Source organism: Cupriavidus pauculus (assembly GCF_008801835.1).
Lineage (GTDB): Bacteria > Pseudomonadota > Gammaproteobacteria > Burkholderiales > Burkholderiaceae > Cupriavidus > Cupriavidus pauculus.
This window is the reverse complement of sequence record NZ_VZOW01000038.1, coordinates 1-15,331: the sequence shown is the minus strand read 5'-3', so window position 1 is coordinate 15,331 and position 15,331 is coordinate 1. Positions and strand designations below refer to the sequence as shown.

Here is a 15,331-nt window from a genome sequence, read left to right as displayed (position 1 = left end):
TTCACAGAGCAGACCGGATTGTAGGAACGCTTTTATAACCCGTCAAGCATAAGAAAACAAATAATCACTACTTTCAGAAATATGTAACAACGCTTTTTACGACGTCGGGGGCTTGTCGTACGACCTCGAATCGCAAGCCCCACCTAGCCTCACGGCCATCGATCCGATCCCGTGATCTCGCAATTTACTTACAATTTCGTCACCATCCCGCACGCGATTTTTTTGCGCCATTGAGGTGGCGTGTGTATCGTCACACACTCCGCCGCCGTCCCGCCGGATTGGCGCGACGCCGCATTCCGAACCGAATTCACCATGCAATACAAAGACTTGCGCGATTTCATCAGTCAACTCGAGCAGCGCGGCGATCTCAAACGCGTGAGCGCCGCCGTGTCGCCCAACCTCGAGATGACCGAGATTTGCGACCGCCTGCTGCGCGACGAAGGCCCCGCCGTGCTGTTCGAACGGCCGCGCCACGACAATGGCGATATATATAAAGTGCCGGTTCTGGCAAATCTGTTCGGCGCAACACAGAGGGTGGCGCAAGGCATGGGCGCCTCCTCGCTGGAAGACCTGCGCGACATCGGCCGCGTGCTTTCGGCGCTCAAGGAACCCGAGCCGCCGCGCGGGCTGCGCGAGGCGGGCAAGCTGTTCACACTGGCCAAATCGGTCTGGGACATGGCGCCCAAGCGTGTCAGCAGCCCGCCGTGCCAGGAGATCGTCTGGGAAGGCAACGATGTCGACCTGGGCCGCCTGCCGATCCAGACCTGCTGGCCCGGCGACGCCGCACCGCTGATCACCTGGGGCCTGGTGGTCACCAAGGGGCCGCACAAGAAACGGCAGAACCTCGGCATTTACCGGCAGCAGGTGATCAGCCGCAACCAGGTCATCATGCGCTGGCTGGCGCACCGCGGCGGCGCGCTCGATTTTCGCGAGCACGCGCTGGCCAATCCAGGCAAGCCGTTTCCGATCGCCGTGGCGCTGGGCGCCGATCCCGCCACCATCCTCGGCGCGGTCACGCCCGTGCCCGATACGCTGTCCGAATATCAGTTCGCCGGACTGCTGCGCGGCAGCCGCACGGCTTTGGCCGGCTGCCTCACGCCAACGTTGTCCGAACTGTCGGTGCCGGCCTCGGCCGAGTTCGTTCTCGAAGGCCACATCCAGCCTGATCCCGACCATCCGTCCGGCTACCAACACGCGCTGGAAGGTCCGTATGGCGATCACACCGGCTATTACAACGAGCAGGACTGGTTTCCGGTCTTCACGATCGAGCGCATCACCATGCGCCGCGATCCGATCTACCACTCTACCTACACCGGCAAGCCGCCCGACGAGCCGGCGGTGCTCGGCGTGGCGCTGAACGAGGTGTTCGTGCCGCTGCTGCAGAAGCAGTTTCCGGAAATCACCGATTTCTATCTGCCGCCCGAAGGATGCAGCTATCGGATGGCCGTGGTGCGCATGAAGAAGCAGTACGCCGGCCATGCCAAGCGCGTGATGTTTGGCGTCTGGAGTTTCCTGCGCCAGTTCATGTACACCAAGTTCATCATCGTCGTGGACGACGACATCGACGTGCGCGACTGGAAGGAAGTGATCTGGGCCATTACGACGCGCGTCGATCCCAGCCGCGACACGGTGATGGTCGACAACACCCCGATCGACTATCTCGACTTTGCCTCGCCGGTGTCGGGGCTGGGGTCGAAGATGGGCATCGATGCGACCGACAAGTGGCCCGGCGAAACCACCCGCGAATGGGGCACGCCGATCCGCATGGACCCGGCCGTCAAGGCCCGCGTCGACGAAATCTGGGGATCGCTGTTCGAAGCCGGCAAGTAAAGCGGCGCTCCGCTATCATCTGCGGACTTCCCATCACTCTCATGGCCCGCGCAGACGGGCCGCGGAGGAGACAAGATGACCGTTGCACCAGCAACCGGCGGCGCGCCGATGTGGACGCCGTCGGCCGCCTTTGCCGACAGCAGCCGGATCGCCGCGTTCATGGCGTGGCTGCGCCGCGAGCGCTCGCTCGATTTCCCCGACTACGCCAGCCTGTGGAACTGGTCCGTCACCGACCTTGAAGCGTTCTGGCAGAACGTCGTCGATTATTTCGACGTCCGCTTCGACACACCGGCCCGCAGCGTCCTCGATCGTCGCATCATGCCCGGCGCACGCTGGTTCGACGGCGCGACACTGAACTACGTCCAGCAGGTCTTCCGCCACGCCGGCAGCGGCGCGCAGCGGCGCCGCACCGCGATCCGCCACGCGGGCGAGGCCGTGGAACTTGCCGATATCAGCTGGGAGACGCTCGAAAAGCAGGTGGCGTCGATGGCGCACGCGCTGCGTCAGATGGGCGTGGCGCGCGGCGATCGCGTGGCGGGCTACCTGCCCAATATTCCCGCCACGGTCGTGGCGTTCCTGGCCGCCGCGAGCATCGGCGCGGTGTGGTCCGGCTGCGCGCCCGACATGGGTCAGGTGGCGGTCATCGATCGCTTTCGTCAGATCGAACCCAAGGTGCTGATCGCCGTCGATGGCTATCGCTACGGCGGCAAGGCCTACGACCGCGCCCCGGTGCTGGCCGATCTCGTCGCGGCGCTGCCTTCGCTGACCGATATCGTCATCGTGCCGTCCATCGGCAGCCACGTCGATACTGGCAGCCGCGTGCGGCGCCACGGCTGGGCCGATGTGCTCGCCCACGACGTCCCGCTGCAGATCGACCCGGTGCCGTTCGACCATCCGCTGTGGATCGTCTACTCGTCCGGCACCACGGGCATGCCCAAACCCATCGTGCACGGCCATGGCGGCATCGTGATCGAGCAGCTCAAGCTCATGGCGTTCCACAACAATCTGGGCCCCGACGACGTGTTCCACTGGTACAGCAGCAGCGGCTGGATCATGTGGAACGCGCAAATCGCGGGGCTGCTGCTGGGCACCACGATCGCGCTCTATGACGGCAACCCGGCCTGGCCCGACGCCGGCGTGCTATGGCGATTCGTCGACGATGCCCGGGTGACGATGTTCGGCGCGGGCGCAGCATTCTTCACCGGTTGCATGAAAGCCGGGATCGAACCGGCGCGGATCGCCGACGTGTCGCGCCTGCGCGGCATCGGCTCCACCGGCTCGCCGTTGCCCGAAGAGGCCTACGCGTGGATCTACGCGCATGTCCGTAAAGACGTCTGGCTCGCGCCAATGTCGGGCGGGACCGACTTCGCGGGGTCGTTCGTGGCGGGATGCCCGCTGCTGCCGGTATACGCCGGCGAGATGCAATGCCGGTGCCTGGGCGCAAAGGTCGAAGCCTTCGACGACAGCGGCCGCGCGCTGATCGACGAAGTCGGCGAGCTGGTGTGCACGCAGCCCATGCCTTCGATGCCGCTGTTCCTGTGGGGCGATGCCGACGGCAAACGCTATCGCGACAGCTATTTCGACACCTATCCGAACGCCTGGCGGCACGGCGACTGGATACGTATTTCGGCGCGCGGCGGCGCCACCATCTACGGCCGCTCCGATGCGACGATCAATCGCCATGGCATCCGCATGGGCACCAGCGAGCTGTATCGCGTGGTCGAGGAATTGCCCGAGGTGCTCGACAGCCTGGTGGTCGATCTCGAATACCTGGGACGCGAGTCGTACATGCCGCTGTTCGTCGTGCTGCGCGATGGGTTGCAACTCGACGATGCCCTGCGCGACACGATGCGCGCTCGCATCCGCGCAGCGTTGTCGTCGCGCCATGTGCCGAACGACATCGTCCAGGCGCCAGCCGTGCCGCGCACGCTGTCGGGCAAGAAGATGGAGGTGCCGATCAAGAAGCTGCTGCTCGGCCACTCGGCCGACAAGATCGCCAATCCGGACGCGATGGCCAACCCCGATTGCCTGGGCTGGTACTTCGCCTACGCGGCCGATTATCTGGCGCGTCAGCCGCGCGTGGCGTGAGGCTGCGTCGGCCGAGGGCGAAACGCGCCGGCTTTCGCCTCTCTGCCCTCTCTGCCATCAGAACTCGACGTCGAGCTCGCTGATTTCGTCGGGCTCCTCGCGCGCCGCGTGAATCCATTCCTGCATCTCGGGCATGGCAAGAATGGTCTTGCAGAATTCCACCAGCGGGGCATCGAGCTTGACCCCGTAGGTGACAAAGCGCGTGACCACGGGCGCGTACATCGCGTCGGCCATGGTGCGATGCTTGCCGAACAGGAATGGACCGCCATAGCGCGTCAGGCAATCGCTCCAGATGGCAGTGATGCGATCGATGTCGGCCTGCGCGCGCGACCAGACCTTCAGCCCGGGAAAATGTCCCTTGAGATTCATCGGCAACGCTGCGCGCATGGCCGCAAAACCGGAATGCATTTCACCGCAGATGGCGCGGCAGTGCGCGCGCGCCACCAGGTCGTCGGGCAGCAATTTCGCCTTCGGCCGGATCTCGTTGAGGAATTCGGCAATTGCCAGCGTGTCCCACACGGTAACGCCCTGATGCCGCAGGCAGGGCACCAGGATCGACGGCGACAGCAGCAGAATTTCGGCGCGTGCGGCCGGATCATCGGGCGGCACCAGCACTTCCTCGAATTCCAGACCGGCAAAGCGCGCCAGCAGCCACCCGCGCAATGACCACGACGAATACGTCTTGCTGCTGATGGTCAGAGTGGTCTTGGCCATCGTGCCTCCTCCGCTCCGCTGGAGCGTGACATTCGCTTGCAGTATCGGCGGCGCGGACCGGTTTGACCAGTTCGCACCCATGCGGTGCGTGGCACCGGCACGCCAGCACCAGCGCGATGCCGCGTGCCCGCTTGCCACGCGCTGACTACGCCACGTTGCACAGTTTGCGTGTGTCCGCCCACGCAATGCGCAAGCCGCATGCCAACTTTCATGACGATGGCATATATATTGCGGCTACTGGGCTCGAATATGCGAGGGGACCGAGCCATGCTCTACCAGGCCTACCAGACCTACGCGGACATGATGCAGCCGGCGTGCTCGCTGGCGGACATTACGGCCACCCTGGTCGATGCATTCCAGCGCATGGTGCCGCGCGCCGACCAGAGTGAGTCATTGCGGAGCCTGCGCGCCGGCTGCGAAGTGCTGGCGCTGGCCCGGCTCACCCACTATCGCCCGCCATTCGGCATCGACAGCGTGCGAATCAACGGCGCAGCCGTGCCGGTAGTCGAAGAGGTGATCACGCGGACGCCGTTCTGCTCGCTCTTGCGCTTTCGGCGCGAAGGCATGCCGCAGCAGCCGCGCGTGCTGCTGGTGGCGCCGATGTCCGGCCATTTCGCCACGCTATTGCGCGGCACCGTGGAAACGATGCTCCGCGATCATGACGTCTACATTACCGACTGGCACAACCCGCGCGACATTCCCCTGGTATTCGGCCGCTTCGGCTTCGACGAATACGTGCAGCACCTGATCACATTCCTGCATGCGCTGGGCGGCAATACCCATCTGGTGGCCGTGTGCCAGCCAACGGTCGCCGCGCTGGCGGCGGTATCGCTGATGGCCGAGGACAACGACCCGATGCAGCCGCCGAGCCTCACGCTGATGGCGGGACCGATCGACGCGCGCGTGAATCCGACCAAGGTCAACGAACTGGCGACCAGCCGCCCGATCGAGTGGTTCGAAAACACCCTGATCGGCTACGTGCCGCTGCGCTTCGCCGGCGGCCTGCGTCGCGTTTATCCGGGTTTCGTGCAGCTGGTTGCGTTCATGAGCATGAACCGCGAACGCCACGAGCAAGCCTTGCGCGACCTGTACGACTTGCGCGCACGCGGCGAACACGACAAGGCCGACGCGATTCAATCGTTCTACACCGAGTACTTCGCCACCATGGACTTGACCGCCGAGTTCTATCTCGAAACGGTCAGCCTGGTGTTTCAGCGCTTCCTGCTGGCGCAGGGCCTGCTCGATGTGGGCGGCCGGCGCGTCACCACCGCCGCCATCCGCCGTACGGCATTGCTGACCGTGGAAGGCGAACGCGACGACATCTGCGCCATCGGCCAGACCATGGCCGCGCAGGACCTGTGCGCAAGCCTGCGGCCCTATATGCGCATGCACCACATCCAGACCGGCGTCGGCCACTACGGCGTATTCAACGGCAAGCGCTGGGAATCCCAGGTCTATCCGCTGGTGCGGGACACGATCCACATGAGCGACGACATGCGGGCATGAGCGCGGCGTGCGCGACGATGCACTACAGCGCCGCGTCGCGCCAGGACTGTGGCAGCGTCTCTGTCCACGGCGTGACGGGCGGCACCTCGCACGGCGCGAGCGCATCGATCGTCTTGAAGTCGGCCGGCCCGACGATCTCCAGGTACTCCATGTCGGGCGAATAGTCGAACAGGTAATGCACGATGCCGGGACGCTGATGCACGCAATCACCCTCGGCCACCAGGGTTTCCTGATCCTCGTACATGAAACGCGCCCAGCCCTTTAGCATCAGCACGACATGGAAATCGGCCACATGACGATGCCAACCCGTGCCCTGCTCCGGCGGGAGGTTCGCCTTGACGAGCTGTACCAGCAGCTTGCCTTGCGTGGCGTCGGCAATGCCCAGGTCACGGTAAAGAAAGAAGTCGCGCAAACCCTGGTCGACAAATTTGGTGTCGAACGGGCGAACATGGGAAAAGCGTGTGGTGGAAGCCAGCGACACTGGCTGGAGCGGCGGCAGCTGCGACATGGAGCACTCCTTGTTCAGCACGGGAATGGGCCACGAGCACGGTCATGGCGCCCTTGCGCTGCAACATTCAGGCCGGGCGATTTTGGGGATGAAGTGGCGCGCGCGACATCGCGGCCGCCTCCACGGCTTGTCCATGCACGACGACCGCGCAAGACCCGGCGCCGAAATGATGCGCGTCGCCCCATCGTGGCGGCACGCGCTTGCGCTACGCTGCGGGTTTCTGAGATTGCAAACCTTGAGCCGATGACGACCACACAACGCTTTCAGAACCAGGAACTGATCCGCATTGGAGACGACGACAATTATCTGCTGCTGGCACCGGGGCACGGCGGCCGGCTGGTACGGTGGGTGCGGCGCGGGCAGGACATCCTCTACTGGCCCGACGATGCCGACTGGACTAACGTCGCGCGGGTCAGGGGCGGCAATCCGCTGCTGTTTCCGTTTATCGCCAGGCACCTTGTAGACGGACAAATCGGCAAGTGGCGCGACCGCGCAGGGGTCGTGCGCGATATGCCGCCGCATGGTTTTGCCCGCGATCTGCCATTCGACATTTCCGACATTTCCCAGGCCACGGTCAGCCTGACGCTGCGGTCGTCGCCGGCAACACACGCGGCGTATCCGTTCGGGTTTGTATTCACCGCAACGTATCGGGCGATACCGGACGGCTTCGAAGTGACACTGCACATCCGCAATACCGGCGATACGCCCCTGCCTTACTACGCCGGCCATCACTTCTATTTCGCCCTGCCCCATGACCAGCGCGCGCAGAGCCGCATCACACTGCCCGCCACGTTGCGCGTCAGACAGCTGCCCGATGGCAGTCTGACCGCCGCCGAGCCCGGCGAACGCGCCTACTCGATCAGCGACCCACGCCTGCAGGACACCTTCCACGTGCTGAACGGCACCGGACCCGTCGCACTGCAAATGCCTGCGCGCACCATCGATTTCGCGCTCGGCGGCAACGGCTCCGTGCCGTGGTACGCCGTGACCACGTGGACCGAGCGCGAGACGTCGGACTTCTACTGCGTGGAACCGTGGCTCGGCCTGCCCAACGCCATCCACCACGGCCACGGCTTGCGCTGGGTGCCTGCGGGCGCCGCGGAGCACGCCACTTGCCGCGTCACCGTCAGATAAGGCTACGACAACAGATGCTCGAAATCGAGGCCGCCGATCAGCACCTCGGCCTCGGCCTGCGTGCGCGAACCCAGATCGATCCGACGCGGCTCCTGCCAGGCATAGAGCTTGGCCGGCAGCGCATCCAGATATTCCGCAAAGCGCAGATTGCCGCCCGACGCGAACAGTCTCTCGACTTCGAGCCCATCCCAGGACAACGTGATAGCGAGCGGATGTGCATAGCGCCCACGCTCGGCCCGCGGCGGCGCCCAGACCCGCAGCCGCGCCGGTTGATCGAAGGCCACCGGCGGCAGGATCTCGGTATGCAGCGTGCCATGGGACAGCTGCTGCACGCGATCCACGATGCGGGGCAACAGTTCGGCAGTGAAACGTTCGGCAGGATTCGGATGCACAGGCGGGGGCGTCTTGTGAGGATGGCTGCTATTGTGCGCCGATATTTCGCCGACGGAAGACACCGCACGGCGGCTCACTGCGGGAGAGCCGCAGGCCGGGTCCGGCGCGGACATCGGCGCAGCGAGCCATGCTACAATCCGCCCCCAACAAGCCATGGCGGGCGTCGTATAATGGCCATTACCTTAGCTTCCCAAGCCGCAACGGCTTGACCAGACCCACTGTTCATGCGGGTTTTATGCGCGGATTCTCCGGGCATGTCCATCTCCCCCACATTCTTTGCGTGTCTCGACGAGATGCCAGTTTCGGCCCCACCTGCGTCCGCGAAAAGCTAACGATATAGCGTCTGATCCTGAGACCCCGCTGACACCGACGTCGCAGAAGACCACTCTATATTCGTCCCTGCTTGATTAATTCGCTCATGCAGTTCCGAAAAAGTGAATTACTGATACCAATCTTGGCTGATGCTGCCTTATGGAAATGTCTAGGCCATGGCTTCGGCGGAACAAGTGCGTACACTTGCTCTAGCCGCCTCGGGGTTACCGCCCCCCTTTCCCATGAATCTATTTTTCCTAGCTTCGCCCGAATCAGACCGATCGTCGCCCGTGCGCTGCCATCGCTCATATGAAAGCTTTCCATAATGCTTGCAAGACGCCCAATGCGACGAGCAGATTTTAGAAGACCAACTTCCAATTTTGGATCGAGCACTGATGTATTAAGAACGTCTAAAAGAGAGGATAGAAACGCATGCATCATCCTGTAAAGTTGCCTCAACGCACTCCCATTTCCAAAATCAGCTAGCCGTCCTTGGTGAGACTGGAATATCAGATAGGCTTGGAGCCCCTCCGTCAGGGTTAGGCATTTTTCGACGGATTCCTTTGATGCTTTATCCGACTTCAGTGACTCCGCGAGTTGCCCCAAGTCATTTGAGAAACCGGAAACTCTTCGCTGCTGATCACTTGTATAAATAAGCAAAAGTAAAGCGCTTTGCCGCTCGGAAGCAATCTTCCCGATAAGGAGCGCGGTCAAGCAAAGCCCTCCCATAACCTCCACTCCAGCGATCAATCGCCCCCAACCGATTGGAGTGAGATCCCCATATCCTACCGTAGTAAATGTGATGATGCTGAAATATAAGCACTCAAGAAAACTGTCCCCCGCTTTTTTATCAAGGCCATTTGGTCCACCGGCGGCCACCCAGAAATAGCCAGCGGACGTGACAATAAAAAATATCACACATATCGCGATCTTCTTATACGTTAGACCATCAATAAACCTCCCAAGCGGTGTACTCAGCTTGTTGTGCGGTCTTTGTTGCTGAGTTATATCGTCGATTGATGTACTCATGGCTGATCGGATCATCTCAATTATAATTTTCTACCGGGGAAAATGGTCCATTTCGGTACGGTCCATCGCGGAAGCCTGCCTTGCCCTGCGCCGCTGATTCGGCGCAGTGTCTCGCTTCTCACCCTTCGCAGCCATAGAGGGGGGCTGCGGGGCCGGAGAGACCTCGATCGACTCTGTAGGGATCGTTTGACCAGTTGGCCGTCCTGCGACAAGCTGCCGGTAACCGACAACGGAACCCAGGCCGAGAAGGCAGCAAAACCCAAGGCCAACAATCCAGTAATGCCCGTGTATCTTCTTCTCCTGGGCAGCAACAATAGCCTTCGCTTTCAGCAGTTCATCCTTCAAAGCACGAGATCGTGCCCTCTCAGTTTCTAGATCTCGTTGGCCCGTCTCAGCACTGCTGGCAATGACTTCCATGCGCTGCGCCGAGTTGGTGTTCAGCCTCTCAAGCTCAACAGCCCGGGCAACGGTGGCCTGCAATCGACTCTGCGATTCAGCGCCGGCACGCTTGGCACTATCCCAACCCGTGCGAGCCTCTTGCAGTTCCTTCTGCAAACGAGATACCTCTTGCTCTAAGAACTCGGCGGAGCGGGCGTCGCTGATAACCTGCCCCATAAGAAACCCCTTTTGAAGCATGTTCCGGATCCGCTCCACATGTGCAAGTTCGCGTGGATCGGAAGTGTCCTCGTCGTTGTACGGGTACTCGAACGTTGCCAGCAATGGCACCTCGACGACTGGGACGCGGAGTCGCTGAAGTGCCCTCTGTTTGTCCACTGGCACGGCGTGCGTGTGCTTGACCTCGATGAATACTTCGCCCGACCATCGAAGCCCTATCGAACTCGTCGAAGTAAATTGCAAGAACACATCCGCGTAAAACGTCGCATCTTCCGTAGCGATGGCTTTCTCTGTCTCGCCATGCGTTATGGTGATGTCATGTTCGCCATGAGACCCCAACTTGAGTCTCGTGCCTGATAACCCAGCTATTGCCTCCTTCAACAACCGATGGGAAAGGGACTCTCCGCCGCCGCCCTCTGCATCCGAGGCGTTGATGTAGGCGAAGAACGTCGCCTCCGCCGTCTGAACTTGCTTTACAGGCTTCCTCTGCCCTGGCTTGTGGTTGCTCCAATAGGTTTTGCCTAACGGCTTGCCCCCATACTTTGCGCGCTCCTGACGTATCGCCCAGGCAGTAGTTCGTTCTGGACCAAATTCATGGAGATACGCCCAAGTCTTACTGACTGTCATTCGTTTGATATCTAGGGAGAAGCCCCCACCGGAGCTCAACTGCTCCAGATGTCGACGTTAACACCGCAAAATTTAGTCCGGATGTATGGACGAGGCCGGCCAATGAAGACGAACCGCAGCAGAATCGCCCCCTCTGCCAACCCAACAAATGCCTTATACGCCACTATTTATGTTTGTGCTGTATCAGCTTTACAACACTAAATCTGGGACTGTATTCGCCACATGATACTATCCATCGTGTACGTAGCGCCCTTCAGGCATCTCTGCGGGTTGCGCTGCACGTGACCAAGCGGCCAACAGGCGCAAACGCGAGTGATCGCGGGCGCGTCACCGGCGGAATCAGCGGCACCCAAGCCTCGCATGAGGCGCAGTGCAAGGCGTTCGCCGGCCGGTCGATGGATTCGCCTTCTTCCCCGAATATTGTTGGGAAGGCGAGTAAGAAACGTGCAGGGCCGCCCGGAGGCAGGGAAGCGGGCGCGCGGACAACGCCGGGACGCGGGCACGCCACTTCGCCGCGCCGGGGTCGATTCTCGCGCTTGGTTTGCGCCGGTTGGCTCGCCGCTGCCGCGATCTTCACGAGTTTTGATGGAACCGGAGCGATCGAAATGGGACGTATTCGCATTTTCGGCGACGCGGGAATGTGCGTCGACCTTCAGGCATCTCTGCGGGTTGCGCTGCACGTGACCAAGCGGCAAACTGGCGCAAACGCGAGTGATCGCGGGCGCGTCACCGGCGGAATCAGCGGCACCCAAGCCTCGCATGAGGCGCAGTGCTAGGCGTTCGCCGGCAGGGCTCTCATACGCGTCGAGTCGGGGAAATCAACCTCGGCGCGAAACCTGGAAATGACCACTAGCGCCTACTATCAAGTTCTCTCCAGGGAATCTCTCGATGACACTTGGCAGAGACTCTACAGACGAACGAAACCCAGCTCACGCAATACTGCGGGGGTGGACGGCATCTCAATCAACGACTTCGAGCGAGATGCTAAGGCAAATCTTTCTCGGCTGAGCAAAGAGATCCGCCAACGTTCTTTCAAGCTCTCGCCACTCTCCCCCTCCCTAATACCGAAACCGAACGGCAAGGACCGTCTGATTTGTGTTCCCACGGTTCGGGATCGCCTTGTCCAAAGGGCTCTCCTAAGTTTTCTCGCTAAAAAGTACGGGAAAATAATCGCCAACAAAATTAGCTACGGATTCATTCAGCATCGGTCAGTAAAAATGGCCGCTGAGGCTGCAATCTCTCTGCGCTCGACATATCCGTGGGCGTTCAAAACTGACATCACGTCGTTCTTTGACCGTATTCCCAGGGATCGCCTGACACATGCAATACGCTCGCTCGTCAAAGAAACGTCGCTGCATCCGATACTTACAGAGATTATCGGTTGCGAGATTGCCCCTACGTCTCGTGGTAACGAGAGGCGCATTCGGCGGCTCGGCATACGGGATGGCCTAGGCGTCCGGCAAGGTATGCCACTATCCCCTTTCTTTGCAAACGCAATATTAATCGGCTTTGATGCGAAAATCGTGAGCAACGGGTGGCAAGCCGTCCGATATGCCGATGATCTGCTCTTCTTAGGTAAGACCGAAGACGAATGCCATGAAATAGCACGGCAGTGCAAGCAATGGCTTTCTGAACTGTCGCTGGAAATTCCGGAGATCGGCCCAGGCTCCAAGTCATCTATCCACGCTCCCGATGAAGCGGTTGAGTTTTTGGGATTAAATCTTGCGAGGAACGGCACAGGCTATGCCCTGTCCCTGTCACCCACCCAACGTCAGCGTATTCGGGACGAGATGCTTGCCCTCGGCTCTATAAAAGAACTCATCAGTCGACGACTTGGGCTAGCAAGCCTCGGACAGGTAATCTCCGCAAAGAAGGACGGCTATCTCGCTGCCTACGACATATGTAGCAACCTCTCAGAGATTGAGAATGATCTCAATGAGATGGAGTACAAGGTATTACGCAAACTTTATGTTGATGAACTACACATTGACCTAAAACGCCTCACCCCAGACGCTCGGAAATTTCTGGGAATATAGCTCATCAGGCACACCTTAATGCACTAACCAAAATCAATTAATATGAGCGATCATCAGATTTTTTTGAGCTACGGCAGCCCTGACCTTCAGCGCGTTCGCGCAATATATGATCGACTTCGCGAAAAGGGATTGAATATATGGTTCGACAAAGAGAAGCTACGACCTGGCCAGCAATGGGACTTTGAGATCAGAAAGGCGTTGCGGCAATCGGATATAGTCCTACTCGTCATATCCGGTTCGTCCATCGACCGACGCGGCTACGTGCAACGGGAGATTAAGATTGCAATCAGCTACTTAGAGGAAAAACTAAGAACCGACGTCTATGCAATACCTATTCTCTTAGATGACGGCATATCACTTCACCCACCCCTTAGCGACATCCAGCATATCTCCGCCAGCGACCCAAATTTTGAAGAAAATCTCCTTCAATCTATTAATATTCAGCTGGCCGAAATCGGGAAAGAGCAATCAACGGAAGTTTCCCAAGATATTGTCATGTCTAAGGAGCGCTTTCAGGAAAGATGGGATGGACAACCCGGATTTGAAATCGAATACTGGCTACCAAGATACTCATCTAAAGAGTACACACAACTGAGAGAGGTGTCCACGTTGATCGAATCTTATTTTGTGGAGCGAACTCAGGCATTTCGTCGCCAAAAATTAGAACAAGATCCAGCGTCCTATCACTGGTCTCAACCGCGCTTCCGCCGAACGAACACCTATTCTGGCGACATAATGCAACAAAGGGTGGTAGGCCGCGTCCTGAGCATCACATACCTATCATCCTGGTATTATGCCGGAGCCGCACATGGGAACTACAGCATTGAGACTTTCAATTTTTTCCTGGATCCTCTCATTAAAATAGAAAACATAAAGAGTATTTTCAAGGAGAGTGATGAGACGTTTTCCAGCATTCAAAGTCTTGTTCGAAAGGCATTGATGACACCTCGGACCAGCGACGATCAAAATGAACAGTCTTTCTCCCCTGATGAAGACTGGATTATCAGAGGAACAGAGAGTTGGTCGGACTTTGAAGCATTTTCCTTCTCAGATAACTCCCTGGTAATTCACTTTTCCCCCTATCATGTTGCGTGTTTTGCAGCGGGCCCCCAGCAGGCAGAACTGCCACTAGACGAGATTAAATCGTTATTCGCCGATAGTATCGTTGGATTCTTCGACCTACCACTTTAGAGGCAAGGTCGTAGCGCGCTCTGGCGATCAAAATTCGATCGAGAGCAAATCGTACGTCGTCGCGCTGATCGGTCGTGACGAAAAAAAAGACTCCACCATGGGAGTCATCTTTGTTTTTTCGGCGCAACAACGTTACTTTTTGGATAGCAATCCATTCTTCGCCTTGAACATCTGATAGTAGGTGCTCGCTCCAGCCTTGATCAGCTTCACCTCTTCGATGAACTTCTGAATGATGTCCTTGCGGGTGACACCCTTCACGCTGCTCATGCGCTTGTAGATTTCCGTCGCCACCACCATCTTGGTCGGCGCTGCTGCGTCTTTATCTTGCTTGGCAGCGATCATCTGCAACCACTCGGCGTCAGCCGTACTGCCATCCTTCTTGCCCTGCGGGACTTCCTGTTTCGGGACCTCGGGTTTCACAGCCTCCGGCTTCGGCGCAATAGCGTCCGCCGCCACGGCACCCGCTGCCGATTTCTCCTGCCCACCAGTTGCCTTGTTAGCGCTGGCGTCTTTAGCGTTCGGGGTTGCGACGGCCTTGGGGTTGGTCATGATCGGGGCTCCTGATGTCATTGGAGCTCCTACTGTCCGGCGAACCTCGGAGGCAGACAACAAGAGCAGCATTGATCACATTTCTCTTACTCTAGCCCGGGAATCACTGAGCAACAGTGACAGTTTTCACGTCACCGCCGCGTAATCACGCCTTAACCCATTGTTTTTACTGGACTTCTTAAGCCAGATCATTAGCTTAAATAGGCCCGGCGTGGGGAACAGCCCGGAGCCCATCCTCCGGGCCGCAGATAACTCGCGCGTATAACAAATAACAAAAAACAGTTATCTATCCAACTATCCAGATACGCGGTTATCTGGGGCGATCTTACGGATCCGTTTGACCGGATGGATCTCGCCATCCGTCACGACCAAATCCCAATTCCCCGTGTCGCTATCCAGCGCCCCATGGGCTTTCTTGAAACCGCCACGGTAGTGATCGCTATACGCCTGGATGCGAGCGAGGGAATCGGAATCAAGGCCGTACGAATAGATCTTCTTGCCGTCGATGTAACGCACTTTACGGTCGCCAAGGCTGAGGCCAATGAGACTCAGGAACGCAGACAGCTGCGACATTGGTTTCCATTCGAAATCTTCCCGCACGCTGATCCCGAGAATCAGGCCGATATTGACCGCCTCGGCCTTCACGACATTGATGAACGAAGTGAGACTCCCTGGAGCGGCCCCACGTATCTGAGGACACAAGGACTCTCTTAAAATAAGGGATAGTCTTGTGCCTATCAGTAAGCCTAGTCATTACGTGGAACCCATCGAAATTCTGACCGAGCCGGAGCGCCGTCGT

At 59.2% G+C, this 15,331-nt stretch carries 13 protein-coding genes; 6 read left to right on the top strand and 7 right to left on the bottom strand.

All coding sequences use genetic code 11. The features are described 5' to 3' along the window. Nucleotides 1–312 precede the first annotated feature (312 nt). Both ubiD and F7R19_RS25255 read left to right on the top strand, forming a co-directional pair. Complete coding sequence (gene ubiD / locus F7R19_RS25260; RefSeq protein ID WP_150982414.1) at nt 313–1,830, top strand: 4-hydroxy-3-polyprenylbenzoate decarboxylase; 1,518 nt, start codon at nt 313–315, stop codon at nt 1,828–1,830. A 75-nt stretch (nt 1,831–1,905) separates the two neighbouring features. Next, entirely contained in the window at nt 1,906–3,918 is a 2,013-nt protein-coding gene (locus F7R19_RS25255) for an acetoacetate--CoA ligase (RefSeq protein ID WP_150982413.1), read from the top strand. Between the two features lie 57 nt (nt 3,919–3,975). On the opposite strand, the gene F7R19_RS25250 is transcribed toward F7R19_RS25255, so the two are convergent. After that, nucleotides 3,976–4,632, bottom strand: coding sequence for a glutathione S-transferase family protein (locus F7R19_RS25250; RefSeq protein WP_150982412.1), 657 nt, complete (start codon nt 4,630–4,632; stop codon nt 3,976–3,978). A gap of 267 nt (nt 4,633–4,899) precedes the next feature. Between F7R19_RS25250 and F7R19_RS25245 the strand changes: the two genes are divergently transcribed. Continuing rightward, nucleotides 4,900–6,138 carry a polyhydroxyalkanoate depolymerase gene (locus tag F7R19_RS25245; protein ID WP_150982411.1) on the top strand — a complete coding sequence of 413 codons (1,239 nt, stop codon included), beginning with the start codon at nt 4,900–4,902 and terminating at the stop codon, nt 6,136–6,138. 22 nt (nt 6,139–6,160) lie between these two features. Here F7R19_RS25245 and F7R19_RS25240 read toward each other — a convergent pair whose 3' ends face one another. After that, complete coding sequence (locus F7R19_RS25240) at nt 6,161–6,646, bottom strand: cupin domain-containing protein (RefSeq protein WP_285847160.1); 486 nt, start codon at nt 6,644–6,646, stop codon at nt 6,161–6,163. A 243-nt stretch (nt 6,647–6,889) separates the two neighbouring features. Here F7R19_RS25240 and F7R19_RS25235 point away from each other — a divergent pair, with 243 nt between their 5' ends. Then, complete coding sequence (locus tag F7R19_RS25235) at nt 6,890–7,780, top strand: aldose epimerase family protein (RefSeq protein ID WP_150982410.1); 891 nt, start codon at nt 6,890–6,892, stop codon at nt 7,778–7,780. Nucleotides 7,781–7,782: 2 nt separating this feature from the next. Here the strand turns inward: F7R19_RS25235 and F7R19_RS25230 are convergent, their stop codons facing one another. The 3 genes from F7R19_RS25230 to F7R19_RS25220 form a co-directional block, all read right to left on the bottom strand. Continuing rightward, nucleotides 7,783–8,172 (bottom strand): DUF5594 family protein, encoded by a 390-nt coding sequence (locus tag F7R19_RS25230; protein ID WP_150982409.1) that lies wholly within the window; start codon nt 8,170–8,172, stop codon nt 7,783–7,785. A 388-nt stretch (nt 8,173–8,560) separates the two neighbouring features. Continuing rightward, on the bottom strand, nt 8,561–9,514 hold the full coding sequence (locus F7R19_RS25225) for a potassium channel family protein (RefSeq protein WP_223505824.1): 954 nt from the start codon (nt 9,512–9,514) through the stop codon (nt 8,561–8,563). 30 nt (nt 9,515–9,544) lie between these two features. After that, nucleotides 9,545–10,756: a hypothetical protein gene (locus F7R19_RS25220; RefSeq protein WP_150982407.1), complete on the bottom strand. Its 1,212-nt coding sequence runs from the start codon at nt 10,754–10,756 to the stop codon at nt 9,545–9,547. Nucleotides 10,757–11,598: 842 nt separating this feature from the next. Here F7R19_RS25220 and F7R19_RS25215 point away from each other — a divergent pair. Then, nucleotides 11,599–12,792, top strand: a complete 1,194-nt coding sequence (locus tag F7R19_RS25215; protein ID WP_150982406.1) for a reverse transcriptase domain-containing protein — start codon at nt 11,599–11,601, stop codon at nt 12,790–12,792. A 42-nt stretch (nt 12,793–12,834) separates the two neighbouring features. After that, on the top strand, nt 12,835–13,983 hold the full coding sequence (locus F7R19_RS25210) for a TIR domain-containing protein (protein ID WP_150982405.1): 1,149 nt from the start codon (nt 12,835–12,837) through the stop codon (nt 13,981–13,983). A 132-nt stretch (nt 13,984–14,115) separates the two neighbouring features. Here the strand turns inward: F7R19_RS25210 and F7R19_RS25205 are convergent, their stop codons facing one another. Together F7R19_RS25205 and F7R19_RS25200 are read right to left on the bottom strand one after the other, a co-directional pair. Further along, nucleotides 14,116–14,439, bottom strand: a complete 324-nt coding sequence (locus F7R19_RS25205; protein WP_150982438.1) for a hypothetical protein — start codon at nt 14,437–14,439, stop codon at nt 14,116–14,118. A gap of 387 nt (nt 14,440–14,826) precedes the next feature. Continuing rightward, a complete protein-coding gene (locus F7R19_RS25200) occupies nt 14,827–15,177 on the bottom strand; it encodes a hypothetical protein (protein ID WP_150982404.1) in 351 nt (116 codons plus the stop codon). Between the last annotated feature and the right edge of the window lie 154 nt (nt 15,178–15,331).